Origin of the sequence: Tropicibacter oceani (genome assembly GCF_029958925.1) — a bacterium.
GTDB classification, from domain to species: domain Bacteria; phylum Pseudomonadota; class Alphaproteobacteria; order Rhodobacterales; family Rhodobacteraceae; genus Pacificoceanicola; species Pacificoceanicola oceani.
On the sequence record NZ_CP124616.1, the window covers coordinates 1,286,108 to 1,313,054 of the forward strand.

General features: G+C 64.6%; 29 protein-coding genes and 1 tRNA gene. 15 read left to right on the forward strand and 15 right to left on the reverse strand.

Annotation, left to right across the window (positions count from 1 at the left end):
- Window positions 1–136: 136 nt before the first annotated feature.
- A complete protein-coding gene (locus QF118_RS06105) occupies window positions 137–502 on the forward strand; it encodes a hypothetical protein (protein WP_282301748.1) in 366 nt (121 codons plus the stop codon).
- A gap of 111 nt (window positions 503–613) precedes the next feature.
- Here QF118_RS06105 and QF118_RS06110 read toward each other — a convergent pair.
- Window positions 614–700: transfer RNA gene (locus tag QF118_RS06110), tRNA-Leu, on the reverse strand.
- Between the two features lie 147 nt (window positions 701–847).
- Here QF118_RS06110 and QF118_RS06115 point away from each other — a divergent pair.
- A complete protein-coding gene (locus QF118_RS06115) occupies window positions 848–1,831 on the forward strand; it encodes a complex I NDUFA9 subunit family protein (RefSeq protein WP_282301749.1) in 984 nt (327 codons plus the stop codon).
- A 133-nt stretch (window positions 1,832–1,964) separates the two neighbouring features.
- Here QF118_RS06115 and QF118_RS06120 read toward each other — a convergent pair whose 3' ends face one another.
- The 4 genes from QF118_RS06120 to QF118_RS06135 all read right to left on the reverse strand — a co-directional run bounded on the left by QF118_RS06120 (window position 1,965) and on the right by QF118_RS06135 (window position 3,648).
- Window positions 1,965–2,228, reverse strand: coding sequence for a DUF6455 family protein (locus QF118_RS06120; protein ID WP_282301750.1), 264 nt, complete (start codon window positions 2,226–2,228; stop codon window positions 1,965–1,967).
- Window positions 2,228–2,542 carry a DUF6455 family protein gene (locus QF118_RS06125; RefSeq protein ID WP_282301751.1) on the reverse strand — a complete coding sequence of 105 codons (315 nt, stop codon included), beginning with the start codon at window positions 2,540–2,542 and terminating at the stop codon, window positions 2,228–2,230. Before QF118_RS06125 ends, QF118_RS06120 begins: the two co-directional genes overlap by 1 nt.
- On the reverse strand, window positions 2,539–2,802 hold the full coding sequence (locus QF118_RS06130) for a DUF6455 family protein (RefSeq protein ID WP_282301752.1): 264 nt from the start codon (window positions 2,800–2,802) through the stop codon (window positions 2,539–2,541). Before QF118_RS06130 ends, QF118_RS06125 begins: the two co-directional genes overlap by 4 nt.
- A 108-nt stretch (window positions 2,803–2,910) precedes the next feature.
- Window positions 2,911–3,648: a M48 family metallopeptidase gene (locus QF118_RS06135; RefSeq protein ID WP_282301753.1), complete on the reverse strand. Its 738-nt coding sequence runs from the start codon at window positions 3,646–3,648 to the stop codon at window positions 2,911–2,913.
- Between the two features lie 156 nt (window positions 3,649–3,804).
- Here QF118_RS06135 and QF118_RS06140 point away from each other — a divergent pair, with 156 nt between their 5' ends.
- On the forward strand, window positions 3,805–4,047 hold the full coding sequence (locus QF118_RS06140) for a DUF8831 family protein (RefSeq protein ID WP_282301754.1): 243 nt from the start codon (window positions 3,805–3,807) through the stop codon (window positions 4,045–4,047).
- Between the two features lie 45 nt (window positions 4,048–4,092).
- Here the strand turns inward: QF118_RS06140 and QF118_RS06145 are convergent, their stop codons facing one another.
- Window positions 4,093–4,350 carry a DUF167 domain-containing protein gene (locus QF118_RS06145; RefSeq protein ID WP_282301755.1) on the reverse strand — a complete coding sequence of 86 codons (258 nt, stop codon included), beginning with the start codon at window positions 4,348–4,350 and terminating at the stop codon, window positions 4,093–4,095.
- Between the two features lie 99 nt (window positions 4,351–4,449).
- On the opposite strand from QF118_RS06145, the gene QF118_RS06150 reads away from it, so the two are divergent.
- Window positions 4,450–5,028, forward strand: coding sequence for a nitroreductase family protein (locus QF118_RS06150; RefSeq protein ID WP_282302420.1), 579 nt, complete (start codon window positions 4,450–4,452; stop codon window positions 5,026–5,028).
- Entirely contained in the window at window positions 5,025–5,714 is a 690-nt protein-coding gene (locus QF118_RS06155; protein WP_282301756.1) for an EI24 domain-containing protein, read from the forward strand. The genes QF118_RS06150 and QF118_RS06155 overlap by 4 nt, the downstream gene beginning before the upstream one ends.
- A gap of 42 nt (window positions 5,715–5,756) precedes the next feature.
- Here the strand turns inward: QF118_RS06155 and QF118_RS06160 are convergent, their stop codons facing one another.
- Both QF118_RS06160 and mce read right to left on the reverse strand, forming a co-directional pair.
- Window positions 5,757–6,044: a DUF1467 family protein gene (locus QF118_RS06160; protein ID WP_282301757.1), complete on the reverse strand. Its 288-nt coding sequence runs from the start codon at window positions 6,042–6,044 to the stop codon at window positions 5,757–5,759.
- Window positions 6,044–6,448, reverse strand: coding sequence for a methylmalonyl-CoA epimerase (mce, locus tag QF118_RS06165; protein WP_282301758.1), 405 nt, complete (start codon window positions 6,446–6,448; stop codon window positions 6,044–6,046). Before mce ends, QF118_RS06160 begins: the two co-directional genes overlap by 1 nt.
- Window positions 6,449–6,583: 135 nt before the next feature.
- On the opposite strand from mce, the gene QF118_RS06170 reads away from it, so the two are divergent.
- Both QF118_RS06170 and QF118_RS06175 read left to right on the forward strand, forming a co-directional pair.
- Window positions 6,584–7,306, forward strand: coding sequence for a response regulator (locus QF118_RS06170; protein WP_282301759.1), 723 nt, complete (start codon window positions 6,584–6,586; stop codon window positions 7,304–7,306).
- A gap of 158 nt (window positions 7,307–7,464) precedes the next feature.
- A complete protein-coding gene (locus QF118_RS06175) occupies window positions 7,465–7,707 on the forward strand; it encodes a hypothetical protein (protein ID WP_282301760.1) in 243 nt (80 codons plus the stop codon).
- Between the two features lie 105 nt (window positions 7,708–7,812).
- Here the strand turns inward: QF118_RS06175 and aspS are convergent, their stop codons facing one another.
- Window positions 7,813–9,594 carry an aspartate--tRNA ligase gene (gene aspS, locus QF118_RS06180; RefSeq protein ID WP_282301761.1) on the reverse strand — a complete coding sequence of 594 codons (1,782 nt, stop codon included), beginning with the start codon at window positions 9,592–9,594 and terminating at the stop codon, window positions 7,813–7,815.
- A gap of 299 nt (window positions 9,595–9,893) precedes the next feature.
- On the opposite strand from aspS, the gene carB reads away from it, so the two are divergent.
- On the forward strand, window positions 9,894–13,226 hold the full coding sequence (gene carB / locus QF118_RS06185) for a carbamoyl-phosphate synthase large subunit (protein ID WP_282301762.1): 3,333 nt from the start codon (window positions 9,894–9,896) through the stop codon (window positions 13,224–13,226).
- Between the two features lie 220 nt (window positions 13,227–13,446).
- Here the strand turns inward: carB and QF118_RS06190 are convergent, their stop codons facing one another.
- Together QF118_RS06190 and QF118_RS06195 are read right to left on the reverse strand one after the other, a co-directional pair.
- Entirely contained in the window at window positions 13,447–14,202 is a 756-nt protein-coding gene (locus tag QF118_RS06190) for a MipA/OmpV family protein (protein ID WP_282301763.1), read from the reverse strand.
- A 67-nt stretch (window positions 14,203–14,269) separates the two neighbouring features.
- On the reverse strand, window positions 14,270–14,791 hold the full coding sequence (locus QF118_RS06195) for a DUF992 domain-containing protein (protein WP_282301764.1): 522 nt from the start codon (window positions 14,789–14,791) through the stop codon (window positions 14,270–14,272).
- Between the two features lie 358 nt (window positions 14,792–15,149).
- Here QF118_RS06195 and gpmI point away from each other — a divergent pair, with 358 nt between their 5' ends.
- From gpmI to QF118_RS06220, 5 genes are all read left to right on the forward strand, one after another.
- Entirely contained in the window at window positions 15,150–16,658 is a 1,509-nt protein-coding gene (gene gpmI / locus QF118_RS06200; protein WP_282301765.1) for a 2,3-bisphosphoglycerate-independent phosphoglycerate mutase, read from the forward strand.
- Window positions 16,655–17,776 carry a murein hydrolase activator EnvC family protein gene (locus QF118_RS06205; RefSeq protein WP_282301766.1) on the forward strand — a complete coding sequence of 374 codons (1,122 nt, stop codon included), beginning with the start codon at window positions 16,655–16,657 and terminating at the stop codon, window positions 17,774–17,776. Before gpmI ends, QF118_RS06205 begins: the two co-directional genes overlap by 4 nt.
- A gap of 8 nt (window positions 17,777–17,784) precedes the next feature.
- Window positions 17,785–19,128 carry a S41 family peptidase gene (locus QF118_RS06210; protein ID WP_282301767.1) on the forward strand — a complete coding sequence of 448 codons (1,344 nt, stop codon included), beginning with the start codon at window positions 17,785–17,787 and terminating at the stop codon, window positions 19,126–19,128.
- Window positions 19,129–19,203: 75 nt separating this feature from the next.
- Complete coding sequence (locus QF118_RS06215; protein WP_282302421.1) at window positions 19,204–19,689, forward strand: RNA pyrophosphohydrolase; 486 nt, start codon at window positions 19,204–19,206, stop codon at window positions 19,687–19,689.
- Entirely contained in the window at window positions 19,689–20,141 is a 453-nt protein-coding gene (locus QF118_RS06220) for a hypothetical protein (RefSeq protein WP_282301768.1), read from the forward strand. The genes QF118_RS06215 and QF118_RS06220 overlap by 1 nt, the downstream gene beginning before the upstream one ends.
- Here QF118_RS06220 and QF118_RS06225 read toward each other — a convergent pair.
- Window positions 20,111–20,839, reverse strand: a complete 729-nt coding sequence (locus tag QF118_RS06225; RefSeq protein ID WP_282301769.1) for a helix-turn-helix transcriptional regulator — start codon at window positions 20,837–20,839, stop codon at window positions 20,111–20,113. The genes QF118_RS06220 and QF118_RS06225 overlap by 31 nt on opposite strands.
- Before the next feature lie 81 nt (window positions 20,840–20,920).
- Between QF118_RS06225 and QF118_RS06230 the strand changes: the two genes are divergently transcribed.
- A complete protein-coding gene (locus QF118_RS06230) occupies window positions 20,921–21,646 on the forward strand; it encodes a glutathione S-transferase family protein (protein ID WP_282301770.1) in 726 nt (241 codons plus the stop codon).
- On the opposite strand, the gene rnr is transcribed toward QF118_RS06230, so the two are convergent.
- From rnr to dapE, 3 genes are read right to left on the reverse strand one after another with little or no spacing between them, the layout of a single operon-like run.
- Window positions 21,618–23,933 (reverse strand): ribonuclease R, encoded by a 2,316-nt coding sequence (gene rnr, locus QF118_RS06235; RefSeq protein ID WP_282301771.1) that lies wholly within the window; start codon window positions 23,931–23,933, stop codon window positions 21,618–21,620. The two genes, QF118_RS06230 and rnr, sit on opposite strands and share 29 nt — an antisense overlap.
- A gap of 31 nt (window positions 23,934–23,964) precedes the next feature.
- Entirely contained in the window at window positions 23,965–24,543 is a 579-nt protein-coding gene (locus QF118_RS06240) for a TIGR04282 family arsenosugar biosynthesis glycosyltransferase (RefSeq protein WP_282301772.1), read from the reverse strand.
- Window positions 24,540–25,685: a succinyl-diaminopimelate desuccinylase gene (dapE, locus tag QF118_RS06245; protein ID WP_282301773.1), complete on the reverse strand. Its 1,146-nt coding sequence runs from the start codon at window positions 25,683–25,685 to the stop codon at window positions 24,540–24,542. The genes QF118_RS06240 and dapE overlap by 4 nt, the downstream gene beginning before the upstream one ends.
- A 186-nt stretch (window positions 25,686–25,871) precedes the next feature.
- Here dapE and QF118_RS06250 point away from each other — a divergent pair, with 186 nt between their 5' ends.
- Window positions 25,872–26,945, forward strand: coding sequence for a Hint domain-containing protein (locus QF118_RS06250; RefSeq protein WP_282301774.1), 1,074 nt, complete (start codon window positions 25,872–25,874; stop codon window positions 26,943–26,945).
- The last annotated feature ends 2 nt before the right edge of the window (window positions 26,946–26,947 follow it).

Here is a 26,947-nt window from a genome sequence, read left to right on the forward strand (position 1 = left end):
ATGCATGTTGAACGGCTGGGGCCTGCAACAGCCCCGAGCCAAACCGCCGCGACCTCCTGCGCGGCGGTTCTTGACAAGAGCCAGAGGATTTTCCTTGGCGGCATAGTGCCGCCTGTCTCTGGCAGAAGGAGGACCCATGATGGGCGAACACCAGACCTTTTCAATCAACCCGAGGACGGGAGTCCAATTCGGCACTGCGGTCAGGCTGACACGCGAGTTCCTGAGCAGGCACGGCAGTGGCCTGGACGATCTTCTGGGGCGTTTCCACGGCATCGAGGGGTATAGCATTCGCGCGGCCGTCGAAGCGTCATGTGCTCCGTCATCGACAACCATGGAATTGTCACTGGCATTGGAGGAGGTCGTCGACCGCCTGCTCTCGCTTCAAGACGAAGCGTGCCACCCACAGCCGGTCGATGAAGGGCGGCGGCTCCATGTCGATGCAGGTCTTCGTTGGTATGCGGCCCGGTTCCATGATCTCGCGCGCGCCGCGCGGCTGATGTAGGCCGATCCAGAACCGAAGACTGGTGTGGGGCAGTTTGTGGGGCAGTTTTGGGGCCCAGAGACAAGAAAGCCCCCGAAATTCATGAAAAACATGAACTTCGGGGGTTTACTATGGTGCCCAGAAGAGGACTCGAACCTCCACGACCTTTCGGCCACTGGTACCTGAAACCAGCGCGTCTACCAATTCCGCCATCTGGGCACGGGTTGGTGAAGCAGGCGTTTAAGCCTCATCGTGGGAGGTGTCAACGGCCTTTTTCAAAGAAAATGCACGCGGCATTCCGGCGTCTTGCAGGCAGGGGTGCACAAAGGTATTCCTACCCCCGAAATGTCCTTGAGGAGACGCCAGATGTCGAAGCTCGTCACCATATACGGGGGGTCCGGTTTCGTGGGCCGCTATATCGCGCGGCGCATGGCCAAAGAAGGCTGGCGAGTCCGAGTCGCCGTCCGCCGCCCGAACGAGGCGATCTTTGTCCGCCCCTATGGCGCCGTAGGCCAGGTTGAACCGGTTTTCTGCAATATTCGCGACGATGCCAGCGTGCGCAGCGTGATGAATGGCGCCGATGCGGTGGTGAACTGCGTCGGCACTTTCGACAAGGGCGGCAAGAACAATTTTGACGCCGTTCAGCACGAAGGCGCCGAACGCGTCGCCCGAATCGCCGCTGAGCAGGGCGTGGCCCGCATGGTCCACATCTCGGCCATCGGGGCGGACAAGGATAGCGACAGCCTTTATGCGCAAAGCAAGGGCCTGGGCGAAGAAGGCGTGCTGCAACACATGCCGGGCGCCATGATCCTGCGCCCTTCGGTGATTTTCGGCCCCGAGGACGAATTCTTCAACCGGTTCGCCAAGTTGACCCGCCTGTCGCCGGTGCTGCCCGTCGTGGGCGCGGACACCCGGTTTCAGCCGGTCTATGTGGACGATGTGGCCCAGGCCGCGGTCAAGGGCGTGCTGGGCACCGCCGCGGGCGGCGTCTATGAACTGGGCGGCCCCGATGTGCGCAGCTTCCGCGAATTGATGCAGGAAATGCTGCACACGATCCGCCGCCGTCGCCTGATCCTGAACATTCCGTTCTGGGCGGCCGGCGTGATCGGGTCGGTTTCGGACTTGGTGCAATCGGTGTCGCTGGGGCTGATCCCGGCGCAGATCACCCGCGACCAGGTGCGCAGCCTCAAGCGAGACAACGTGGTTGCCGAGGGTGCCAAAACCCTGGCCGATCTGGATATTCGCCCGACCGCGACCGAGGCCGTGCTGGACGAATACCTTTGGCCCTATCGCCCCTCGGGGCAATACGACGCCATCAAGGAATCGGCCCGCAACCTGCGCGCGCAGTAACCCGCGCGCCAAAACGGCCTTGCCCAGACAGTCAAAGCGCGTCCCGCCGGGGCGCGCTTTTCGTTTTAGGATGCGAGGAAAAAAGGGGAGGGAGGCACCGGCAGCCTGTCTGGACCGCATGGCGCCCGCGGTCCTAGTGATGCTTTCGCAGATCGCTCAGCAGTTGGCCGTTCCAGCACCCCGGCGGCGGGGTCGGGCTGACCTCGGTTTGCCGGGCCAGCCATTGCTCGCAGGCTTCGACCAGGGCGCAGCCCCGGCAGCGCGTGACCATCCCGGCATAGGCCTCGGGGGCCAGGTGTCCGGTCTGGATTTCATCGGCCAGGCTCAGACCCATGACCCGCGCCACGCTGCGCGTCATGAAAAAGTGGCGGGCAGGGTCGCCCAGGGTCGGTCTCATCAGGTCAGCTCCTGTGCGGCGTTGCGCAGATTGGCCAGAGGCGCGCGGTTGGCGCATCCCTCGGGCAGGGATCGGGGGGCATCGTTGCCAAGGCTATGCGGCTGGTTCAGCCAATGCCGGCAGCCTTGCGTCCAGGCGCAGCCGCGGCAGGTGGTGACCATGCTTGCCCAGTCCTGCTGGGTCAGCTCGCCCTGATCCATGGCGCTTTCCAGATCCACCCCGGTGGCCTTGGCCATGCGTTTGGCCAGCCAGTAGTGGCGGCGTTCGGGGCCAAGCGGGCGGAACGGCTGCGGGTCGGCCTGATCGCGGATCATCGGGCGGCCTTTCGCAGGTCGGCGAACATCTCGGTGTTGCGGCAGTATTCGGGCGGTACATCCACCGGCGCGCTGCGCGAGGCCAGCCAGCTTTCGCAAGTGCAGGGCTGATCGCAGCCGGTGCAGCGCAGCACCGCGTCCTCCAGCTCGGTCATGCTGAGATTGCCGCGCAGCATCTGTTCTTCGATATCCAGACCCTGCGCCTGTGCCATCCTGTCGACCAGTCCGGCGTGGCGTTTCAATGTTTCGCGGCTTTGCATCGGTCCGACCCCCTTGGTTTTCAGGACATGTCCCGAACAGGGTAGCCAGCGCGCCCGCGCCGCGCCTTGACTCAGGTCAACGACGTCCGGGGCGCCGCGCCGTGGCGGTCAGTTCTGGCCGGCGACGAATTCGGCATAGGTCTTGCGGACAATCGCCATGCGGGCGGCATTGGGCGGATGCGATCCAAGGAACCGGTTGCCGGGGTCCGGGATGCGGTTGAAGAACAGCGCTCCGCGCACCGGATCATAGCCGGATTTGGCCGCGATGATGGTGCCCAGCCGGTCCGCCTCAAGCTCGAAATCCTTGGAATAGGTGCGCGCGCCAACCGTGGCCCCCAGCTCTTCGGCGGCCTTGATGGTGTCGGCATCGGCCCCCGACAGCGCGGTGATCCCGGCCAGGACAACGGCGCCAACCGTCGCGCTTTCCTGCGTCTTTGCGATATGGTCCATGACGTGGTGCGCCGCCTCGTGTCCCATGACAAAGGCCAGTTCGTCGGCATTCTCGGCCGAGGCGATCAGCGCGAGGTTAAAGGCCACGATGGGCCGCCCCGCGCGGTCAACGGTCTGAAAGGCGTTGGGCGGCTGGTCGGGGCGATCGTCGACGACGATCTGGAAATCACAGTTCAACCGCGTCGAACGGTTGCGGCACACCTGCTCGGCCACCGGTTCGACGGTTTCGACCACCTGCACGAACTGCCGCGCCGCCTTTTGCGCGCGCAGCTGCACATCGCTTGGCGCAGGCGTCAGATCCTGGCCGCCCGGGGCAGGGCCCGTCGGCGGCATGGGAACCGGAAGCTCGGCGCAGGCGGCCAGAAGAACGAACAAAAGGGGCAGGGCGCGGCGCATTGGGGGATCCGGGGCAAATCATGGCTGTCAGATGCAAAGATAGGGATGCTTTGCCCCATGGGCCAGCCCCCTTGTGATCACGTGGCAAAGACAGGCCGGCCCGGGCCTTGCGGATTTCCTGTTTCAACCGGCCCGCACCCGCGCTAGCATGGTGCCATGTTCAGCATCGAGCACGAATTTGACGCCACGATCGTGACCCTCGTAGACGAGGGCGAAGCGCCCTTGCAGGAGGACGTCATCGTCTCAAGCTTTGCGGAATGCTTGACGGTCGAACAATATGATGCGCGCACCGACCGCACCGACAAGGTCACCCTGTCGATCACCCAGCTGAACGATCTGATCGCGGCGCTGACCCTGCCCGAAGGCGTCTATACCCGCCGGACCGATGGCGGCGAATAGCGCCTGAACACCGTTTCATCTGCCGCCGGGCGGTGCTTTCCCCCGTCACGGGGCAATCTGGAACAGCTTGTCGCGCGCGGTTTCGCCCCGGATCAGCAGCAGCCGCGACTTTGGCACACCCAGCGCCTTGGCCAGCAGCTTTTGCACCATGGCCGTCGCCTTGCCGCCCTCGGGAACCGTGGTGACATGAACCCGCAGCACATCACCATCCCGCGCAACCGTATTGCGCGATGCCTTGGGCGTCACCCGCACCGCGATCACCGCGCCGGGGGTGGCCAGGTCTGACAGGTCGGGTGTTTTCATGCGGCAGGCCTAGCGCCAGCTGCGCTGCTTTGCAACTTGGCGGTTGAAACCGGGGCGCGCAGCGCTGACATATGGGCAAGCCAAGAACAGGATGTGATGATGCCCCCAGCTAACCAGGCCGCCCTCGATTTCCTTTTGTCCCGGCGTTCGCGCCCGGCCAAGACGCTGCGCGCGCCCGCTCCGGACCGGGCGGCGCTGTTGCCGATCCTGACCGCCGCCGCACGCACCCCCGATCACGGCAAGCTGGAGCCTTGGCGGTTCATCGTTCTCGAAGGTGCGGCCCTGACCCGGCTGGCAAGCGCGGTTGAAACCACCGGCGCGCGATTGGGTAAACCGGACGAGGACATCACCAAGGCCGCCAGCGCCTTTGCCGACAGCCCGCTGTGCGTGGCGGTGGTCGAGGTGCAAAAGGACAGCCCCAAGATCCCGCCGATCGAACAGACCTATTCGGCCGGGGCCGCCTGCCTTGCGCTGCTGAACGCGGCGCTGGCCGCGGGCTGGGGGGCGAACTGGCTGTCGGGCTGGGCCAGCCACGACCGGGGCTTTCTGACCGACGCCCTGGGGTTGCAACCCCATGAAAGCCTGGCCGGGTTCATCCATATCGGGACCGAAGGCGCGGTGCCGCCCGAACGCCCGCGGCCCGATCTGGACGCCATCACCGAATGGGTGTCTGAATGATCCTTGGTGATTTTCTCAAGGCGCTGGGCCAGCTGGGCGACCGGCGTTTTCGCGGCGTGCTGCTCAAGGGGATCGGGCTGGCGCTGGCGCTGCTGTTCGGGTTCTACGCGCTGTTTGTCTGGGGGGTCGGCTGGTTCGTCGGCGACAGCGTGACCTTGCCCTGGATCGGCCAGGTCACCTGGATCGACAATGTGATCAGCTGGGCGGCGGTGCCGCTGATGCTGGTGCTCTCGGTCTTTTTGATGGTGCCGGTGGCCTCGGCCTTTACCTCGATGTTCCTCGAAGAGGTCGCTGACGCGGTCGAGGCCCGGCACTATCCGGCGCTGCCGCCGGTGCAGCCGGTGCCCTTTGGCGATGCGCTGCGCGATACCTTCGGCTTTCTGGGCATCCTGATCGCGGCCAACCTTGTGGCGCTGGTGCTGTATCTGTTCGTCTCGCCCTTGGCGCCGTTCATCTTCTGGGCGCTGAACGGGTTCCTGCTGGGGCGTGAATATTTCACCCTGGCGGCGATGCGCAGGGTGGGCCGGGACAACGCCCGCAAGATGTGGCGCAGGCATTTGCCGGTGATCTGGACAGCGGGCGTGCTGATGGCGCTGCCGCTGACGGTGCCGCTGGTCAACCTGCTGATCCCGGTGCTGGGCGCCGCGACCTTCACCCACCTGTTCCACAGGCTCAACGGCCGGTAGGGCACAGGGCGCAGGGCGGGGCTGTCTGCCCCGCCCGCGCGTTCAGTTGTCTTCCAGCGGCGCCATGCGCTGACCGGCGATGCTGTCGATGTCGCGAATGCTGATCGCGCCGGTCAGGATGATCGAGGCAAGGATCGCCCAAAGCACCCCGGCGATGGCCGTGGTGATCCAGGCCTTGCGCTTCAGGTTGTGCACTTCCGGGCTGCCGGCATGGGTGCCCGGTTCGACCTTGCCAAGGTCGCCCTGGGTCTGCAGGCGGATGGGAATCACGCACAGGAACGTCAGGAACCAAAGCACCGCGAACAGGACAAGACCCGAGGTGATTCCCATCAGACCTGCTCCAGCTCGACCAGGCAGCCGTTGAAATCCTTGGGGTGCAGGAACAGCACCGGCTTGCCATGGGCGCCGATCTTCGGCTCTCCGGTGCCCAGAACGCGGGCGCCGGTTTGCTGCAGGTGATCGCGCGCCGCGATGATATCGTCGACTTCATAGCAGATGTGGTGAATGCCGCCCGACGGGTTCTTTTCCAGGAAACCGTTGATCGGGCTGTTGTCGCCAAGCGGAAAAAGCAATTCTATCTTGGTGTTAGGCAGTTCGATGAAGATCACCGTGACGCCGTGATCGGGTTCATCCTGGGGCGCGCCGACCTTGGCGCCCAGGGCGTTGCGATATTGCGCGGCGGCGGCCTCCAGGTCCGGGACGGCGATTGCGACATGGTTCAGACGACCGATCATGGGGGTTCTCCTACGTATCCTTGTTGCAACAGGTTATGGCGCGACAGACCCAGCCGGACAAGGCGGTGCGGCCTTTAACCGCTTGTTCACCCTGTTGAGGGCAGCATGAAGCCCTACCTGCCACTGGAGGGGATCATGGACGACTATCGAGACGACCTGGAAGTGCAACATCGGCGGCCCACGGCGACCCGCCCCCTGCTGGGACTGACGGTCCTGGTGGTCGAAGACAGCCGTTTTGCCTGTGACGCCATGCGGCTTTTGTGTTTGCGCTCGGGCGCGCGCATCCGGCGCGCCGATTGCATCAAGTCCGCGCGCCGTCACCTGCAGGTCTATCGCCCCAGCGTGGCGATCATCGACCTTGGGCTGCCTGATGGCTCTGGCGCGGAACTGATCGCTGAACTGGCCCATACATCGCCGCGCATCGACGTGCTTCTGGGCACCAGCGGTGACAGTTTTTCCGAAGACGTGGCCATGGCCGCCGGGGCGGACGGCTTTCTGGCCAAGCCGATCGAATCGGTGCTGGTGTTTCAAAGCAAAATCCTGTCGGCGCTGCCGCCAGAACGCCAGCCGAACGGCCCGCGCCTGGTCAGCGATGATCCGGTCCGTCCGGACCCGATGGCCTACCGCGATGACATGGCCCATGCCGCCGACGTGCTGGACGAACGCGGCGACGGGCGGATGCTGGACTATCTCGCGCAGTTCCTGCGCGGTGTCGCCCACAGCGCCGGAGACGGATCGCTGCAAAAGGCCGCCGAGGACCTGGCCGAGGCCCGCGCCAAGGGTCGTCCACTGCAGGCGGTCATCGCCCGGGTCGCGGCGCTGATCCAGGATCGGCTTTCGGACCGGGTGGCCATCTGACCCCAGCTCAGGCCGCCCCCGGCCTGACGCGTCCCAGCGCCCAAAGGTACGCCGTTAAGAAAGGTTAATTTTTCACCAAATCCCCGCAGCCTGAACGCAAGTGTGCCACAATTGCCCTGCAACTTTGCGGCGAATTTGGCAAATCGGAGACAAGGGACATGGGGACACAGGCCGCAATGATGATGGCGCTGGCAACGGTTGGGTTGCTGCTTCCGCTGGTGTTGATCAAGTACTACGTGAAAAAGGTCACGATGGAAAAGGACGGGGAACAGGCCGCCTATCGCCGCAACGAGGCAGGGCGCCTGATGATCATGACCGCCATGTCGGCCCTGATGTTCGGGCTGGTCATCGCCTTTGGTTCCCAGGTCGTCGCGCCGGAAATGATGGCCGCGGTCCACTAGGGCAGGGGCACCAACCTCAAGACAACAAAAAGCCCCGCCTGCGTCACGCAGCGGGGCTTTGTCTTTTTCAAGCTGTCCGACGCGCCGGATGATCCGGCGCCGAAATCAGTCTTGCGGGATCACCCGCAGGCCCAGCTCCATCAACTGGTCCGAGGTCGGATCTGAGGGCGCCTGCATCATCAGGTCTTCGGCGCGCTGGTTCATCGGGAACATGATGACCTCGCGGATGTTCTGCTGGTCGGCCAGCAGCATCACGATGCGGTCGATCCCGGCGGCGCAGCCACCGTGCGGCGGGGCGCCGAATTTGAACGCGTTGACCATGCCGCCAAAGCGCTTGATCACCTCGTCCTTGCCATACCCGGCGATTTCAAAGGCCTTGAACATGATTTCCGGGCGGTGGTTCCGAATCGCGCCGGACACCAGTTCATAGCCGTTGCAGGCCAGGTCGTACTGATAGCCCTTGACCGCCAGCGGATCGCCCATCAGCGCCTCCATCCCGCCCTGCGGCATGGAAAACGGGTTGTGTTCAAAGTCGATCTTGCCGCTTTCCTCGTCCTTTTCGTAGATCGGGAAGTCCACGATCCAGGCAAAGGCAAAACGGTTCAGATCGGTCAGGCCCAGTTCATCGCCGATGACGGTGCGCGCCTTGCCCGCGACCTTTTCAAAGACCGCCGGCTTGCCGCCCAGGAAAAACGCCGCATCGCCAATGCCCAGCCCCAGTTGCTGGCGGATCGCCTCGGTGCGCTCGGGGCCGATATTCTTTGCCAGCGGGCCGGCGGCTTCCATGCCCTCACCCTGGTCGCGCCAGAAGATGTACCCCATCCCCGGCAGGCCCTCTTTCTGGGCAAAGGCGTTCATGCGGTCGCAGAACTTGCGGCTGCCGCCTGTCGGCGCCGGAATGGCGCGGATTTCGGTGCCGTCCTGCTCCAAAAGCTTGGCAAAGATCGCGAAACCAGACCCGCGGAAATGCTCGGACACGTCCTGCATTTCGATCGGGTTGCGCAGGTCGGGCTTGTCGGTGCCGTATTTCAGCGCCGCCTCTTTATAGGGGATCTGCGGCCAGTCCTGCGGCGCATCGACCTTGCGGCCCCCGCCGAATTCCTCGAACACGCCCGCGATCACCGGGGCAATGGTGTCAAAGACATCCTGCTGCTCGACAAACGACATCTCCATGTCCAGCTGATAGAAATCGGTCGGGGATCGGTCGGCGCGCGGGTCTTCGTCGCGGAAACAGGGCGCGATCTGGAAGTACTTGTCAAAACCCGACACCATGATCAGCTGCTTGAACTGCTGCGGGGCCTGCGGCAGCGCATAGAACTTGCCCGGATGCAGGCGCGACGGCACCAGGAAATCGCGCGCGCCCTCGGGGCTGCTGGCGGTGATGATCGGCGTCTGGTATTCGCGGAAATTCTTCTCCCACATGCGCTTGCGCATGCTGGCCACCACGTCCGAACGCAGCGTCATGTTGCGCTGCATCTGCTCGCGGCGCAGGTCAAGGTAACGATAGCGAAGGCGGGTTTCCTCGGGGTACTCCTGATCGCCGAACACCATCAGCGGCAGTTCCTCGGCGGCGCCCAGCACCTCCATGTCGCGCACGAAAACTTCGATTTCGCCGGTCGGCAGCTTGGGGTTCACCAGATCGGCGTCACGCGCCTTGACGCTGCCGTCGATGCGGATGCACCATTCGCTGCGCACCTTTTCGACCTGCGCAAACACCGGGCTGTCAGGATCGCAAAGCACCTGCGTGATGCCGTAATGGTCGCGCAGGTCGATGAACAGGATGCCGCCGTGATCGCGGATGCGGTGCACCCAGCCAGACAGGCGAACGGTATCGCCGACATTGGCTTTGGTCAGATCGGCGCAGGAGTGGCTGCGAAAGGCGTGCATGATCGGGATCCTTTGTGGAAGGCCGTATAAAGAGGTCAGGCGCGGATACACCCTTTGAGGGGGCCAAAGTCAAGGCAATCGACCCCTTTTGACGCCATTTGCGCGCCCCTTGGCTTCTTCTTGGCAAAAATACTCCGGGGGGGCGCCGCAGGCGCGGGGGCAGAGCCCCCCGAACTCGGCCACGGATGGGGCTTGAACCTACCCGCCCCATGTCTATAACCCACAACAATTTGCGGGCAGGACGCGAGTCACCGGCCCGTTGCCCCATGCCGTACTCATGCCGCCAAACGAGGTCCCCCATGCCCAAACGTACCGACATCAAATCCATCATGATCATCGGCGCGGGGCCCATCGTGATCGGGCAGGCCTGCGAATTCGACTACTCGGGGGCCCAGGCCTGCAAGGCGCTGCGCGAAGAAGGCTACCGGGTCATCCTGGTCAACTCGAACCCGGCAACGATCATGACCGACCCGGGGCTGGCCGACGCCACCTATATCGAACCGATCACCCCGGAAGTGGTCGCCAAGATCATCGAAAAGGAACGCCCCGACGCGCTGTTGCCCACCATGGGCGGTCAGACCGGGCTCAACACCTCTCTGGCGCTTGAAGAAATGGGCGTTCTGGAAAAATACGGCGTCGAGATGATCGGCGCCAAGCGCGCGGCCATCGAAATGGCCGAGGACCGCAAACTGTTCCGCGAGGCGATGGACCGTATCGGTCTGGAAAACCCCAAGGCGACAATCGTCACCGCCCCCAAGAAAGCCAACGGCAAATACGACCTCGAGGCCGGCGTGGCGATTGCCCTTGAAACGCTGGAATACGTCGGCCTGCCCGCCATCATCCGCCCCGCCTTTACCCTTGGTGGCACCGGCGGCGGCGTGGCCTACAACCGCGAGGATTACATCCACTTCTGCCGCACCGGCATGGATGCCTCTCCGGTGGGCCAGATCCTTGTCGATGAATCCCTTCTGGGCTGGAAGGAATACGAGATGGAGGTCGTCCGCGACAAGGCGGACAACGCCATCATCGTCTGCGCCATCGAAAACGTCGATCCCATGGGCGTGCACACCGGCGACAGCATCACGGTCGCCCCGGCGCTGACCCTGACCGACAAGGAATACCAGATCATGCGCAACGGCTCGATCGCCGTACTGCGTGAAATCGGCGTCGAAACCGGCGGATCGAACGTGCAATGGGCGGTGAACCCCGCCGATGGCCGCATGGTCGTGATCGAAATGAACCCGCGCGTCAGCCGGTCCTCCGCGCTGGCCTCCAAGGCCACCGGCTTCCCCATCGCCAAGATCGCCGCCAAGCTGGCTGTCGGCTATACGCTGGACGAACTCGACAACGACATCACCAAGGTGACCCCGGCCAGCTTTGAGCCGACCATCGACTATGTCGTCACCAAGATCCCCAAGTTCGCCTTTGAAAAATTCCCCGGATCCAAGCCCTACCTGACCACCGCGATGAAATCCGTGGGCGAGGCGATGGCCATCGGCCGCACCATCCACGAATCGCTGCAAAAGGCGCTGGCCAGCATGGAATCCGGCCTCACCGGCTTTGACGAGGTTGAAATCCCCGGCGCGCCCGACAAGGCCGCCGTGGTCAAGGCGATCAGCGAACAAACCCCGGACCGGATGCGCACCATCGCCCAGGCTATGCGCCATGGGCTCAGCAACGATGATATCCACGGCGTCACTATGTTCGACCCCTGGTTCCTGGCCCGAATTCGCGAAATCATCGAGGCCGAAGAAGAGGTCCGCGCCAACGGCCTGCCGCAGGACGCCGACGGCATCCGCGCGCTCAAGATGATGGGCTTTACCGATGCCCGTCTGGCCAAGCTGACCGGCTTTTCCGAAAAGGACGTGCGCAAGCGCCGTCACGGCCTTGGCGTCACCGCCGTGTTCAAACGCATCGACACCTGCGCCGCCGAGTTCGAGGCCCAGACCCCCTATATGTATTCCACCTACGAACAGCCCATGATGGGCGAGGTCGAATGCGAAGCCCGCCCCAGCGACCGCAAGAAGGTGGTTGTGCTGGGCGGTGGTCCGAACCGCATCGGGCAGGGGATCGAGTTTGATTATTGCTGCTGTCACGCCTGCTTTGCGCTGGCCGATCAGGGCTATGAAACCATCATGATCAACTGCAACCCCGAAACCGTGTCGACCGACTATGACACTTCGGACCGGCTGTATTTCGAACCGCTGACCTTTGAGCATGTCATGGAAATCCTGACCAAAGAGCAGGAAAACGGCACCCTGCACGGCGTCATCGTGCAGTTCGGCGGCCAGACCCCGCTGAAGCTGGCCAACGCGCTGGAGGCCGAGGGCATCCCGATCCTTGGCACCACGCCCGACGCCATCGACCTGGCCGAAGACCGCGAGCGGTTCCAGGCGCTGGTCAACCAGCTGGGCCTGAAGCAGCCGAAAAACGGCATCGCCAGCACCGACGCCCAGGCGCTGGATATCGCCGAAAGCATCGGTTTCCCGCTGGTGATCCGCCCGTCTTATGTGCTGGGTGGCCGCGCCATGGAAATCGTGCGCGACATGGATCACCTGCGCCGCTACATCCGCGAGGCGGTCGTCGTGTCCGGCGACAGCCCCGTGCTGCTCGACAGCTACCTGTCCGGCGCCGTCGAACTGGACGTCGACGCGCTGTGTGACGGCACCGACGTGCATGTCGCGGGCATCATGCAGCACATCGAAGAGGCGGGCGTCCACTCGGGCGACAGCGCCTGTTCGCTGCCGCCCTATTCCCTGTCCGCTGACGTGCTGGACCGCATCAAGGACCAGACCGTCGCGTTGGCCCGCGCCCTGAACGTCGTCGGCCTGATGAACGTGCAGTTCGCCATCAAGGATGGCGAGATCTATCTGATCGAGGTGAACCCGCGTGCGTCGCGCACCGTGCCCTTCGTCGCCAAGGCGACCGACAGCGCCATCGCGTCGATCGCCGCGCGCCTCATGGCGGGGGAAAAGCTGTCTGCCTTCCCGCTGCGCGCGCCCTATCCGGAAAACGCCGACTACGACACCGACATGCCCATCGCCGACCAGATGACCCTGGCCGACCCGAACATGCCGTGGTTCTCGGTCAAAGAGGCGGTCCTGCCTTTCGCCCGTTTCCCCGGGGTTGATACGATCCTTGGACCGGAAATGCGGTCGACCGGCGAAGTCATGGGCTGGGATCGGTCCTTCCCGCGCGCCTTCCTCAAGGCGCAGCTGGGCGCGGGCAACCACCTGCCTACCGAAGGCGCGGTGTTCTTTTCGGTCCGCGACGATGACAAGACCCCCGAAATGGTCGAGGCCGCGCAGGCGCTGGCCGGTCTGGGCTTCAAGATCGTCGCCACCGGCGGCACGGCCAAGTTCTTTGAACAGCACGGGATCGCCTGCGAAAAGACCAAGAAGGTCTACGAAGGTCGCCCCAACGTGGTCGACCTGATGAAGGACGGCGGCATCCAGTTGGTGCTGAACACCACCGAAGGGTCTGCCGCGGTCGAGGACAGCCGCGAAATCCGCTCTGTCGCGCTTTATGACAAGATCCCCTACTTCACCACTGCCGCCGGCGCTCACGCCGCGGCCATGGCGATGAAGTCCCGCGACGAAGGGGAATTGGTGGTCAAGTCCTTGCAGGGCTAAAACCGCCGACCACTGAAACAGACCCAAAGCCCGCCTCACCGGCGGGCTTTTCTTTGCGCTCCGCCAGCCACCCCGCACCAACCCGTCCCGGTCGCCGTAGGCCGGGCTTCAGCCCGGCCCCACCGGTGCCTTGACCCGCTGTCCCGCCCCTTCGGGTTAGCGTCGTCGCAAAGAAAAAGGCCGCCCCGAGGGACGGCCTTGAAACGCGGTGCGACGGGGCTCAGAAGCGCCAGTCGAACTTGCGGATCAGCATCAGGCTGACGGTCCCCTGATCGCGGTCACCGGCCTTGACGATGGGCGAATCCGCCGCATCCCCGGCCATCTGGGTCCAGCCCAGCGTGCCCTGCACGGCCCAGGCTTCTGTCACGTCATGGCGCAGGCTCATTTCCAGGCCAAAGGACTTCAATCCACCGTCGGCGTCATAGGCGCGCAGGCGCGTCGCCGTGGTCGGCACCGTGAAATAGGTGTCCATATAGCTGTCGTCCGCAAAGGACACGCGCGGGCCAAAACGCAGGGTGGTGTTGGATCCGGCGTCGATGATTGCATCGGCGCCAAGGTCGGCAACCATGCCTTCGTGGCCGGTCACGCCCTTGCGCAGTGCGCCCCAGGCCTCGGCATAGTCCCAGCGGTACGAGGCCTTCAAACCCAGTTCCAGCGCCGCATCGACATCGTCGATCCCGCGCAGCATCGGGACATCGTCCTTGGTGCGTTCGGACAGATAGCGGAACGACGGCGCAAGGCCAAAGCCAAGCTGGCCGGGCTGGATCTGCAGCGGCCCAAGCGACAGCGCCTGCAGGCTGCCTGTCAGGGCCACGCCCGCCTTGTAGTCGTCCGATCCTTCGTAGGTCGGTGCCAGGCTGGTCCCAAGCCCAAGCTCGAACTGGATGTTGCGGTCTTGCGCGGTGGCAAGGCCGGGGACAAGCGCGACGGCAAGGGCGATCAGGCTGGTCGAACGGCGGGTGGGGAAGGTCATCATGCTCTCCAATTCGTGAAAGGGGCCCCTTGATCGGGCCCCTTGGCATTCATTCATTCATGTCGGCCGCTTACTGGGCGGCCTTGAGGGTCAGCGAGGCCAGGCCAAGCGCCAGGTTCACGCCCTGGACGCCTTCGACACTGACGGGCTGCAGGCCGATCTGCTTTTCGGAACCACCGACCAGGGCATTTGCCCCAAGGCCAATTCCAAGCGATGCGCCGGCTGATACGCCTACATAGTTGCCCGCCAGGGCATAGTCACCAGGTTTGTTTTGGGCCGTGGTAAAGACCAGCCATGTCATATAGCTTTTTTCGGTCTTGCCGATATCCAATCCCAGCTTGTCCATGCTGCCGGCGTAGTTTTCGACCGCCCCGTCGGTGTGCTGAAAGGTGCAGGTGACGGCCTTGGACGAGCCCAGGAACATCCCCCAGCCGCCTTCGATTTCGCAATCGAGCGTCCCCAGCTGCTGCCCGGTGACTTCGGACGCCGGTTTGACGGTGTCCATCTTGTCCTGGATCGTTTGCTGGGCCAGGGCGGGGGCGGCGATCAGGGTTGCCAGGGCCGCGATGGTGCCGAGTTTCGAAAGGGTCATGGTGGTCTCCTAAGGTTTGGAACCGGGCTGGACGAGGTAAGGCAACCAGCCCGGCACTTTTGGCGACGTTTCCAGTTGGGGGCGCGCCAGAACCTGATCCAAGGATACCCCCTTGGGATGAGGGATGGAAAATTCATAATAATAATGGATAAAGTGAGTAATTCTTATATTCACGCAAGGCTTTGCCGGGAAACGGCTATTCCAGGTGGGCCGCGGCCCTTTCGTCCGGCAAACCCTGCCGGTTGTTGCAAAAAGGGCGCAGCGCGACGCTCTGCCTATCGAATGACGGCTTTCTGGACGGGCCGACTGGCCGCTGATAAACCCCCTTTGAAAGCCCGATTTCCAGTAGGAGCAGACCATGCCCAAACCCGTGATCCTGTGCATTCTTGATGGTTGGGGCCTGAGGGATGAAACCGAGGCCAACGCGCCCGCGCTTGCCCATACGCCGACGATGGACCGGCTGACGGCGACATGCCCCAATGCGACACTGATCACCTTTGGCCCCGATGTCGGGCTGCCTAGCGGGCAGATGGGCAATTCCGAAGTGGGCCACACCAATATCGGCGCGGGCCGCGTGGTGGCGATGGACCTTGGCCAGATCGACCTGGCGATCGAGGATGGATCGTTCTTCGACAACGCCGCGATCCGGGATTTTGCCGCCGCGCTCAAGGCTTCGGGCGGAACGGCGCATTTGATGGGCGTGGTGTCTGATGGCGGCGTGCATGGCCACATCAGCCATATCAAGGCCGCGGTAAAGGCGATCTGCGATCAGGGCGTGCCGGTGGTCGTCCATGCCATCACCGATGGCCGCGACGTTGCGCCGAAATCGGCGGACGGTTTTGTCGCCGACCTTGCCGCCAGCCTGCCCAAGGGCGCGCGCATCGGCACGGTGATTGGCCGCTATTACGCCATGGACCGCGATAACCGCTGGGAGCGGGTGCAAACCGCCTATGACGCGATGATCCTGGGCAAGGGCGACAGGGCCGACACCCCGCAGGCGGCGGTGCAGCAGGCCTATGCCGCCGAAAAGACCGACGAATTCCTGCCCGCCACGGTGATCGGCGATTATGCCGGGGTGCGGGCGGGCGACGGGTTTTTCTGCCTGAACTTCCGCGCCGACCGCGCGCGCGAAATCCTGGCCGCGATCGGCGATCCGGAATTTGACGGGTTCCAGCGGGACACCCCGCAGTTCGCCGCCCTGCTGGGGATGGTGGATTATTCAAAGGCGCACAACGCCTATATGACCACCGCCTATCCAAAGCAGACCATCGTCAACACGCTGGGCGAATGGGTCGCCAAACATGGCAAGACCCAGTTTCGCCTGGCCGAGACGGAAAAATACCCGCATGTCACCTTTTTCCTGAACGGAGGCCGCGAAACCCCCGAGGAAAACGAAGACCGCTTCATGCCGAAATCGCCCAAGGTGGCGACCTATGACATGCAGCCGGAAATGAGCGCGGCCGAAGTGACCGAGCATCTTCTGGGCGCCATCGACCACGGCTATGACCTGATCGTGGTGAACTATGCGAACCCCGACATGGTGGGCCATACCGGCGATCTGCAGGCCGCGATGAAGGCCTGCGAGGCGGTGGACGAAGGGCTGGGACAGGTCGTGGCCAAGCTGGAGGATACCGGGGGCGCCATGCTGGTGATCGCCGATCACGGCAATTGCGAAACCATGGTTGATCCTGAAACCGGTGGGCCGCACACGGCGCATACCACGAACCCTGTGCCGGTGATCCTGTTCGGCGGTCCCAAGGGCGCGCAGATCCGGGCCGGGCGGCTGGCCGACGTGGCGCCGACCCTGCTGGAGCTGATGGGGCTGGAACAGCCTGCGGAAATGACCGGGGAAAGCCTGATCTCGTGAAGCGGCTTTGCCTGATCCTTGCCCTGCTGGCAGGCCCCGCCTTTGCCCAAAGCGCGGGGGATGCGGCGCAGGCTGCTGCCGATGCGCTCGAGGCGGCGTCGATCCAGCTGGATCAGGCCGAAAGCGCGCGCGACCGGGTGGCGGCGCTGACCGGCACAGTGCGCGCCTATGAAGACGGGCTTGCCGCGATGCGCCAGGGGCTGCGCGCGGCGGCGATCCGCGAAACCGAGCTGAGCCACAAGCTGGCCGCGCAAGAGGCCGAGATTTCCCAGCTGTTGGGCGTGCTCAGTGCGCTCGGCGGTCAGGTGCAACCGCAGACGCTGTTGCATCCGCAGGGGCCCTTGGGCACGGCGCGGTCCGGGATGCTGGTGGCGGCGGTGACGCCGGGGCTGGCGGACAAGGCCGCGGCGCTGCGCTCGGACCTTCAAGAGGTGACGGCGCTGCGCGAGTTGCAGCAAAGCGCGGCCGACACGCTCAAGGAAGGGCTGGCCGGGGTACAGGCCGCCCGGACCGAGCTGAGCCAGGCCATCGCCGACCGCACCGACCTGCCGCGCCGCTTTACCGAGGACCCGATCCGAACCGAAATTCTGATCGCCTCGACCGAGACGCTGCAGGGCTTTGCCAGCGGTCTCAGCCAGATCGTCGAAAACGAGGTGCCGGAAAATCTGCCGCGCATTGCCGGGCAAAAGGGCACGCTGGCCTTGCCGGTGCGCGGCGTGCTGCTGCGCCGGGCGGGCGAAAGCGATGCCGCCGGGGTGACGCGCCCCGGTATCGTTCTGGCCACCCAACCCAAGGCGCTGGTCACCACGCCCACCGCCGCGACGATCCGTTATAACGGGCCGCTGCTGGACTATGGGCTGGTCACCATCCTTGAGCCCCAGGCCGATCTTCTGTTCGTGATTGCCGGTCTGGACGAGGTGTACGGCAAGGCCGGACAGGTCCTGCCGGCGGGCAGTCCGGTTGGTCTGATGGGCGGGCAGGCCCTGCAAAGCGGCGACATCCTTTCACCAAACGGTGATAGGGGTGGCGCTGGGCGTTCGGAAACGCTCTATATAGAAGTGAGAGAAGGCGATGCGCCTGTTGACCCACTGACGTGGTTCGCAACCGACAAGGGATAAGATTGGATATGAAGAAATTCATGATGGCCGCATGTGGCGGCGCGCTGGCCTCGGTGGTGGCGACCACGCAATTCGTTGGCCCTCTGCTGGCGCAGGAACAGAACCGCCCCACCAACGTCTATGAACAGCTTGACCTGTTCGGCGACATCTTTGAACGCATCCGCGCGCAATACGTCGAAGAGGTGGACGAGGCCGACCTGATCGAGGCCGCCATCAACGGCATGCTGACCTCGCTTGATCCGCATTCGAACTATCTGCCGCCCGATGACGCCGAAGACATGCAGGTGCAGACCCGCGGCGAATTCGGCGGTCTGGGCATCGAAGTCACGCAGGAAGATGGCTTTGTCAAAGTCGTCTCGCCGATCGACGACACCCCCGCCGCCGAGGCCGGGATGGAGGCAGGCGATTTCATCACTCATGTCGACGGCGAATCCGTGCTGGGCCTGACGCTGGACGAAGCCGTTGACATGATGCGCGGCCCGGTGGGCAGCGAAATCGTGATCACCGTGGTCCGCGAAGGCGAGGATGAGCCCTTTGACGTGTCGATCATCCGCGACACTATCAAGCTGACCGCCGTGCGCACCCGGCTTGAGGGCAATACCGTCGTGCTGCGGGTCACCACCTTCAACGACCAGACCTTCCCGAACCTGACCGATGGCATCGCCAAGGAAATCGAGGCCGCTGGCGGCATCGACAAGGTCGAAGGCTTTGTTCTGGATCTGCGCAACAACCCTGGCGGCTTGCTGACCCAGGCGATCAAGGTGTCGGACGCCTTCCTGAACGCCGGTGAAATCGTGTCGACTCGCGGCCGCGACCCGGCAGACGGCGACCGGTTCAACGCAACCGAGGGCGATCTTGCCGAAGGCAAACCGCTGGTCGTGCTGATCAACGGCGGCTCGGCCTCGGCCTCGGAAATCGTCGCCGGCGCGCTGCAGGATCATCGCCGCGCCATCGTCGTCGGCACCAAGTCGTTCGGCAAGGGTTCGGTCCAGACGGTGATGCCGCTGCGGGGCGATGGCATGATGCGCCTGACCACCGCGCGCTATTACACGCCGTCGGGCCGGTCGATCCAGTCGCTGGGCGTGTCGCCCGACATCGTCGTGGACCAGCCGCCGCGCCGCCCTGAAACCGAGGAAGAGGACGAAAGCGCGATCAACCGCTTCTCGCGCTCCGAGGCGGACCTGCGCGGCAGCCTGGACAACGATTCGCTGACCGAGGACGAGATCGAGCAGATCAAGGCCGACCAGGCCAAGGCCGAAGCGGCGGCCAAGCTGCGTGAAGACGACTACCAGCTGGCCTATGCCATCGACATCCTGCACGGGCTTTCGGCCTTGAGCAGCGGCAGCAAGTAATCGCATTGCAACAGACAGTGTGATAGGGCGGGGCCGGGCCTCGCCCTATTGCGTTCAAACATGGGAAAGATGCGGATGACGCCGGAAGAGATCGCCAGACTGCCCTATCGCCGCAATGTCGGCGTGATGCTGGTCAACGCGCAGGGCCACGCCTTTGTCGGCCAGCGCTTTGACAGCGAAGTGCCCGCCTGGCAAATGCCCCAGGGCGGGATCGACAAGGGCGAAGAGCCGCGCGCCGCCGCCTTGCGCGAATTGCTTGAGGAAACCGGCGTGTCGCCCGATCTGGTCACCGTCGAGGCCGAAACGGACGGCTGGATCGCCTATGATCTGCCGCATGACATCGTGCCGCGCATCTGGAAGGGGCGCTACAAGGGGCAGGAGCAAAAGTGGTTCCTGCTGCGCTTTCACGGCACCGACGATCAGGTGCGCATCGACGCCGACGATCACCAGGAGTTTTCCGAATGGCGCTGGATGGACGCGGACGAAGTGCTGGAACAGATCGTGCCGTTCAAGCGCGGGGTCTATGAACAGGTGATCGCGGCCTTCCGCGACCGGCTGTAATGCGCGCGATTGCGCTGATCCTGACGCTGCTGGCCACGCCGGTTCTGTCGCTCAGCTGCGGTGACCGCGACCCGGTGGCGGCGTTTGGCTATGCCAGCCAGGACAGCGCCGAGTGGATGGTGGTCTATGGCCGCCTGGCCGTTGACGAAAGCCGCCTGCCGCAGCGCGAAGGCGCAACTGCTGAGGTCGACGTGCCCGCCCGGTTGAAAGGCCGACTTCTGGACCAACGCGGGTTCAACGCGGATTTCGACCGGCTGATCACCCTGCGCATCAGTTGCCTTGATGACATCTGCGCCGGGGTCAGCCATGGCCAGTCCTACCTGGCCTTTCTGCGCCGAGACGACCGGCGGTTGGTCGGCTTTGTCGATCCCTGCAACAGCCTGCTGTTCCCCCGGCCCACGCGGGCCGAGCTGAACGCGGTTCAGTCCTGCATGCGCGGTGCCTGTCCCTGAATGGCGCGGGCCTGTCCTTCGGATTTCAGGCGCGCCATGTAATCGCGCAGCAGCGCAACACGCTGCGGGCGGAACGAGGTATCGGTGATTTCCAGCGCTTCGATCCGGTCCAGTCGGAAGGCGCGGAAATCGTGGCGCAGCAGGCACCAGGCCATCAGGCAATGGCTGTGGTCGAACAGCACGATGGACAGCGGCTTGACCTCGCGCGTTGAAGCACTGCCCTGCTTGTCGCTGTATTCGAACCGAACGATGTGTTCGTCCCAACAGGCTTGCCGCAGCGAACGGGTGTCGATGCCTGGCACTGGCGGCGGGGAAAAGCGGTGCGCGCGCAGAACGGCGTGTTTCAGCCGGTGCGCCTGTTGCTCTGGCAGCCGCGCGCGCAGCTTGGCCAGCGCGGTTTCGGCGGCCTGGGCCAGTGCGGGATCGCCAATGGCAATCACCTCGCGCAGGCCCAGCACCAGCGCCTCCAGCTCTTCGTCCTGAAAGCCCAGCGGCGGCAGGTGGGCGTCTTCGATCAGGGTATAGCCAAAGCCCGCCGCGCCATCGATCACCGCGCCAAGGCCGCGCAGGGTGTCGATGTCGCGGTACAGCGTGCGGTCCGACACGCCGGTTTCCAGCGCCAGTTGGGCGGCGGTGGCGGGGGGCGGCAGCCGGCGCAGCGCGCTCATCAATTGGAACAGGCGGTGGGTGCGGGACATGATGCCAGGATGATGCCTCATACTGCCAGAAATTGACAGTAGTCATCTTTAGTCAGGGGGCAACCGACACAGGAGTTTGTCATGCTTTCGCTTATCACCTTTCCCCCGGGGTTCGATGAACCCAGCCTCAGCCCCTTTTGCGTCAAGGCGATGATCTTGCTGAAGATGTCCGGGCAAGACTGGCGCCCCGAGTGGGCCAGTCACCCCAAGGCCGGCCCGCTTGGCAAACTGCCCGCGCTGCGCACGCCGGACGGAGTGATCCCGGACAGCGCCCTGATTCAGGAATGGCTGACCGGACAGGGCGCGGACCTGTTTCCCGGAATGGACAGACAGCAGCGCGCCCAGGCCCATGCCCTGATGCGCATGGTCGAGGACAGCCTGCACCACGGGCTGATCCATGACCGCTGGGCGCGCGACGACGCCTGGTCCTTGGTCAAGCCGGTGTATTTTGCCGCCATGCCCGCGCCGGTGCGGGCGGTGGTGCCGAACATGCTGCGCAAGGGGGTGGTCAAGGGGCTGCACCGGCAGGGCTTTGCGCGCTACTCCGAGGCGCAGCGCCTGACGTTCATGCAGGCCGATCTGGACGCGCTGAGCGTGCAGCTGGGCGATCAACCTTACCTGTTCGGCGACCAGCCTTGCGCGGCGGATGCCAGCGCCCTGCCGTTCCTGAGCATGCTGGCCGGGCTGCCCTGCGACACGCCCCTGCGTGCCGCAGTCCGGGCCAACGACAGGCTGATGGAATATGTCGCGCGGGGCCGCGCGGCGCTGTATCCCAAGCTTAGCCTTTGGAGCGCCGCTGCCGCGTGACCTTGCGCTTGGTCTTGGCGTCCTTTTTCTTGGCCTTCGCCGCCTTGCGATGCGGCGAGGGGCCGCCCTTGCCGCGCGGTTTGCCCTTGCCCCGGTTAAAGCCGCGTCCGCGCGGTCCGCGCCCGCCGGGCACGCTGTCATAGCCTTCGTCGTCCAGTTCCAGCAGTTCAAAGGCGATTCCGCCGGTCACGGGCGCGGCTTCGACCAGCTTGACGCGGGCGCGCATCCCCAGACCGATGATCCGGCCCGTGTCGCTGCCCATCAGGGTCGCGGTTTCCTGGTCGAACTTGAAATATTCGCGGCCCAGCGTGCTGATCGGGATCAGCCCGTCAGCCCCGGTTTCATCCAGTTTCACAAAGACGCCAAAGCGCGCGATGCCCGATACCCGCCCGGTGAATTCGGCGCCGATGCGGTCCGACAGGAAGGCGGCAAGATAGCGGTCGGTGGTGTCGCGTTCGGCCATCATGGACCGGCGCTCGGTGTCGGAAATATGCTGGCCGATCTGCTCCAGCCGCTCGATTTCGCCGGGGGTCAGCCCGTCGTCGTCCCAGCCATGCGCGGTGATCAGCGCGCGGTGCACGATCAGGTCGGAATAGCGGCGAATGGGCGAGGTGAAATGTGCGTAGTTCTGCAAGGCCAGGCCAAAGTGGCCAAAGTTCTTGGGGCTGTAATAGGCCTGCGTCATCGACCGCAGGGTCGCCATGTTGATCAGTTCGGATTCATCGCTGCCTGCTGCCTGATGCAACAGCCGGTTCAGGTGCGCGGTTTTCACAACCTGCCCCTTGGCCAGCGAAAACCCGGCGGCTTCGGCGGTGTCGCGCAGCGATTCCAGCTTGTCGGCGGGCGGTTCTTCGTGGACGCGGAACAGCAGCGGGGTCTTTTTGGCGACCAGGGTTTCGGCGGCGCTGACGTTGGCGAGGATCATGAATTCCTCGATCAGCCGGTGCGCGTCCAGCCGTTCGGTGAAATTGACCGATTCCACCTTGCCGTCCTCGGACAGGATGACCTTGCGTTCGGGCAGATCCAGATCCAGAGGCTGGCGCCGTTCGCGCGCCTGTTTCAGCGCCTCGTAGGCGGCGTAAAGCGGGCGGATCACCGGATCAAGCAGCGGCCCGGTCTTGTCGCTAGGCTCGCCATTCTGGGCGGCCTGCACCTCTTGGTAGTTCAGTGCGGCGGGCGAGCGCATGAGCCCGCGGACAAAGCGCTGGTCGAGCTTTTCGCCCATCGCGTTGATGCGCATGCGCACGGCGACACAGGCCCGCGGCACCCCTTCGTGCAGCGAACACAGGTCACCGGACAGACGGTCGGGCAGCATCGGCACGACGCGGTCGGGGAAATAGCTGGAGTTGCCGCGCTTGCGCGCCTCGTCGTCCAGCTTGGAATTGGGGCGGACGTAATGCGCGACGTCGGCAATCGCCACCCACAGGATATGACCGCCCTCGTTCTTGGGGTCGTCATCGGGTTCGGCAAAGACGGCGTCGTCGCGGTCGCGGGCGTCGAACGGGTCGATGGTGATCAGCGGCATGTCCCGCAGATCGGTGCGCCCTTTCAGACCGGCGGGCTTCATGCCGTCGGCTTCAGCCAGAACCTCGGGGGGGAAATCGTCGGGGATGCCGTGCTGGTGGATCGCAATCAGGGACACGGCCCGGGGTTCGGTCGGATCGCCAAGGCGCATGGTGATGCGCGCGCGAGGCAGGCCCATGCGGCCACCGGGGCCGGCCTGTTCGCCTTCGACCAGTTCGCCATCCTTGGCGCCACCAGTGGCATCGGCCGCGACGGCCCATTCCTTGTCTGCGCCCTTGTCGATCGGCAGGATGCGCCCGCCCTCGGCGCCCTTGCGGAAAATGCCGACCACCTTGCGCGGGCTGGCGCCGATGCGGCGGATCAGCCGGGCTTCGTAATTGTGGTCTTCCTCGTGCACCACCTGAAGGCGGGCAAGAATGCGGTCGCCTTCGCCCAGAGCCGGATCGCTTTCGCGCGGCACGAACAGGATGATCGGTTCCACCCCTTCGCCGTGCCATTCCAGCGGCTTGGCGAACAGGTCGCCATCGGCGTTGGGGGCCATGATCTGCAAAACGCTGACCGGCGGCAGGCGATCGGGATCGCGATAGGTCTTCTTGCGCTTGGCAAGATGGCCTTCTTCCTCAAGTTCCTTGAGGACACGTTTCAGGTCGATCCGCGCCGCGCCTTTGATGCCAAAGGCCTTGGCGATGTCACGTTTTGAGGTCAGGGTCGGGTTCGCGGAAATCCAGTCGAGGATCTCTGCCTTGGTGGGATGTTTGCTCATGCGATTCCCCTAGCACGGGGCGCGGGGCGCGTCACGCCGCAAGGTCGGCAACTGTATCCACATCGCGCAATTCATCGACCAGTGCGACGCGGGCACCGCTGAGCGAGGCAAGGCTGTCGGCCAGGGCATGCTGGCTGGACCAGCGCACGCCTTGGAACAGGGCGCTTGGCACGGCCGCGGCGTTGCGCACCCCCACCAGCCAGTAACCGCCATCGGGGGCCGGGCCAAAGACCGCGTCATGCGCGCCAAGGGACGTGAAGGCCCGCCAGATAGACGCGGGGGTGATGCCGGGAATGTCGGCGCCGATCACGCAGACTGGCCCGGGCGGGGCGGCGCGCATCATCCGGGCCATGCGGTCCCCCAGATTGCCGCGCCCCTGGGCCAGGCGGGGCAGATGGGCGGGCCAGATGCGGCTTTGCAGCCCCTCGCGGTCGGGCGAGACGGCCAGCACGATCTGCCAGCGCGGGTCCTGCAGGCGGCGCAGCAGGGCGCGGGTCTGATGGCGGAACCACCATGCGGCGGCGGTATGGCCGATGTCGCGCCCCAGCCGGGTTTTTACGCGGCCCGGGCGCGGTTCCTTGACCATGACGATCAGGGTGCGCTGGCTCATGCAAAATAGCTGCGCAGGATGCGGGTGTAGATTGCCTTCAGCTGATGCACCTGCGCGACCTCGACCCGTTCATCGACCGCGTGCATCCGCTTGCCCACAAGGCCGAATTCGACCACCGGGCAATGATCCTTGACAAAACGCGCGTCCGATGTGCCGCCGGTGGTCGACAGTTCCGGCACCTGGTTGGTTTCCGCCTGCACCGCCGCGCCGACAAGATCGGACAGCGCGCCGGGCGGGGTGAGGAAACTTTCGCCGGAAATCTTGATCTTCAGGCTGGTCGTGGTGCCAAACGCCTTGTCGACCTTGGCGGCCTCGTCCCGCAGCCAGTCCGACAAGGTGGCGCCGGAATGGGCGTCGTTAAAGCGGATATTGACGCAGGCGCGGGTCTGCGCCGGGATCACGTTGGTCGCCGGGTTGCCGGTGTCGATGGTCACGATGGCCAGGGTCGAGGCGTCGAAATGCTCGGTTCCTTCATCGAGGGTATGGCTGGCAAGGCGATCCATCAGCCGCGCCATGGCGGGCAGGGGATTCAGCGCGCGGTGCGGATAGGCGGAATGGCCCTGCTGGCCCTGTACGGTGAACCAGGCGGACAGGGAACCGCGCCGCCCGATCTTCATCATCTGGCCCATGAAATCGGGGCTGGTGGGTTCGCCCACAAGGCAGACATCCATCTGTTCGCCCTGATCCTTCATCCAGTCCAGCAGCGCAACGGTGCCATCGGTGGCGTCGCCTTCTTCGTCGCCGGTGATGGTCAGGATGATCGACCCGTCGGGGGGCGTGCCCCGCACGAAATCCACGGCGGCGGCGGCAAAGGCGGCGACGCCGGATTTCATGTCGGTCGAGCCGCGCCCGTACAGGAACCCGCCGTCGATTTCCGCGCCGAAGGGGTCAAAGGTCCAATCCTCGGGGTTGCCGATCGGCACCACGTCGGTATGGCCGTTAAAGCCAAAGGTCTTGGCCGCGCCCTTGTCGCCCCAGCGCGCGAACAGGTTGCTGGTGCCGTTGCGATCAACCCGGGTGCAGGTGAACCCGGCGCCTTCCAGAAGGTCCTGCAACAGGACAAGCGCGCCACCCTCTTCGGGGGTCACCGAAGGGCAGCGGACAAGGCGGGCGGTCAGATCGACGGGGTCAATGGGCGTCATGGGCTTCTCCGGTTTGTTGCCTGATGGCTAGCGTGCCGGGGCGCGCTTGGCAAATGACAATGGCCTGGGGTTCTTTGGTCTCGCCTCAGAGGGCGCTGCGTGTTATCACAGAGGACAACAAAAAACTTCCGGCAAGGCCCGGATACCGAGCGGTATGTTCATGGTTACAGTTGCAAAGGCCCCGGCATGAGCTGGATCGCCACCTCGGGCGGGGGGCAGTCCTGGATTTGTCCCAAGGTCTTTGGCACGGCCTGCGCCCCGCGCGATGCGCTGATGGCGCGCGGCAGCATCGTGCTGGAAACGCGCCTGTCGCCCGAAGGGCGCCCCCAGACCCTGCTGCACTACGAACGCCGCCATCCCTGGAATGGCTCGATCTCGGTGCGGGCTGTGCCGGGGGGCAGCATTGCGCTGGTCCTGACCCAGAACAGCGAGGTGTTCCATACCGTCCTGCAACCGCCGCATGATGCCCGCACCGATGTTCTGCGCGTTACTTTCAGCTGGGACACCCGGCAGCGGTTTGGCCGGATCGCGGTCGAGCGCCCGGAAAGCGACCAGGTGATCGAACAGTCGACCCCGCCGCCGCCGCCGCTGTTGATCGAGGACATCCATACCATCGCCCGCCGCCCGCAATTGCGCCAGATGGACGAAGACGTGGTGTTCTTTGCGGTTTCGACCGATATCGAACCGATCGGCCCGATGCCGACGCTGACCGGGCAGGTGCAGGTTCTGACGCCGACGGGCTATCGCGCTGTGGGGCAATTGCAATGCGGCGATACCATCAAGACGCGCGAGCATGGCGTGGTGCCGGTGCTTCACCGGGTATCGCGTCTTGTCCCGGCGCTGGGGGCCTTTCGCCCGATCCGTCTGCGCGCGCCCTATTTCGGATTGCACCGCGATCTGATCGTCTCGCCGCAACAGCGCCTGGTGATCGGCGGGTCCGACGTGGAATACCTGTTTGGCCGCGAGGCGGTGCTGATCCCGGCGCAAAGCCTGGTGAACGGCTTTGCCGCGGTGCACGAGGATGGCCATCGGTTCGTTCGCTACCACCAACTGTTGTTGCCGCGTCACGAACCCATCATCGCCGCCGAGGCGGACTTGGAAAGCCTGTATATCGGGCGTCTGCGCCGCGACCGAGACAGGGTTGCCAGCAGTCTTCTGGCCGATTGCCCAAGCGGTTTGTTGCCCGAACATGCCCGCGCCGGGTTGAAGGTGCTGGGCAGTTTCGAGGCGATCACGCTGGCCGAAGCGCGCGCCGCCTGATC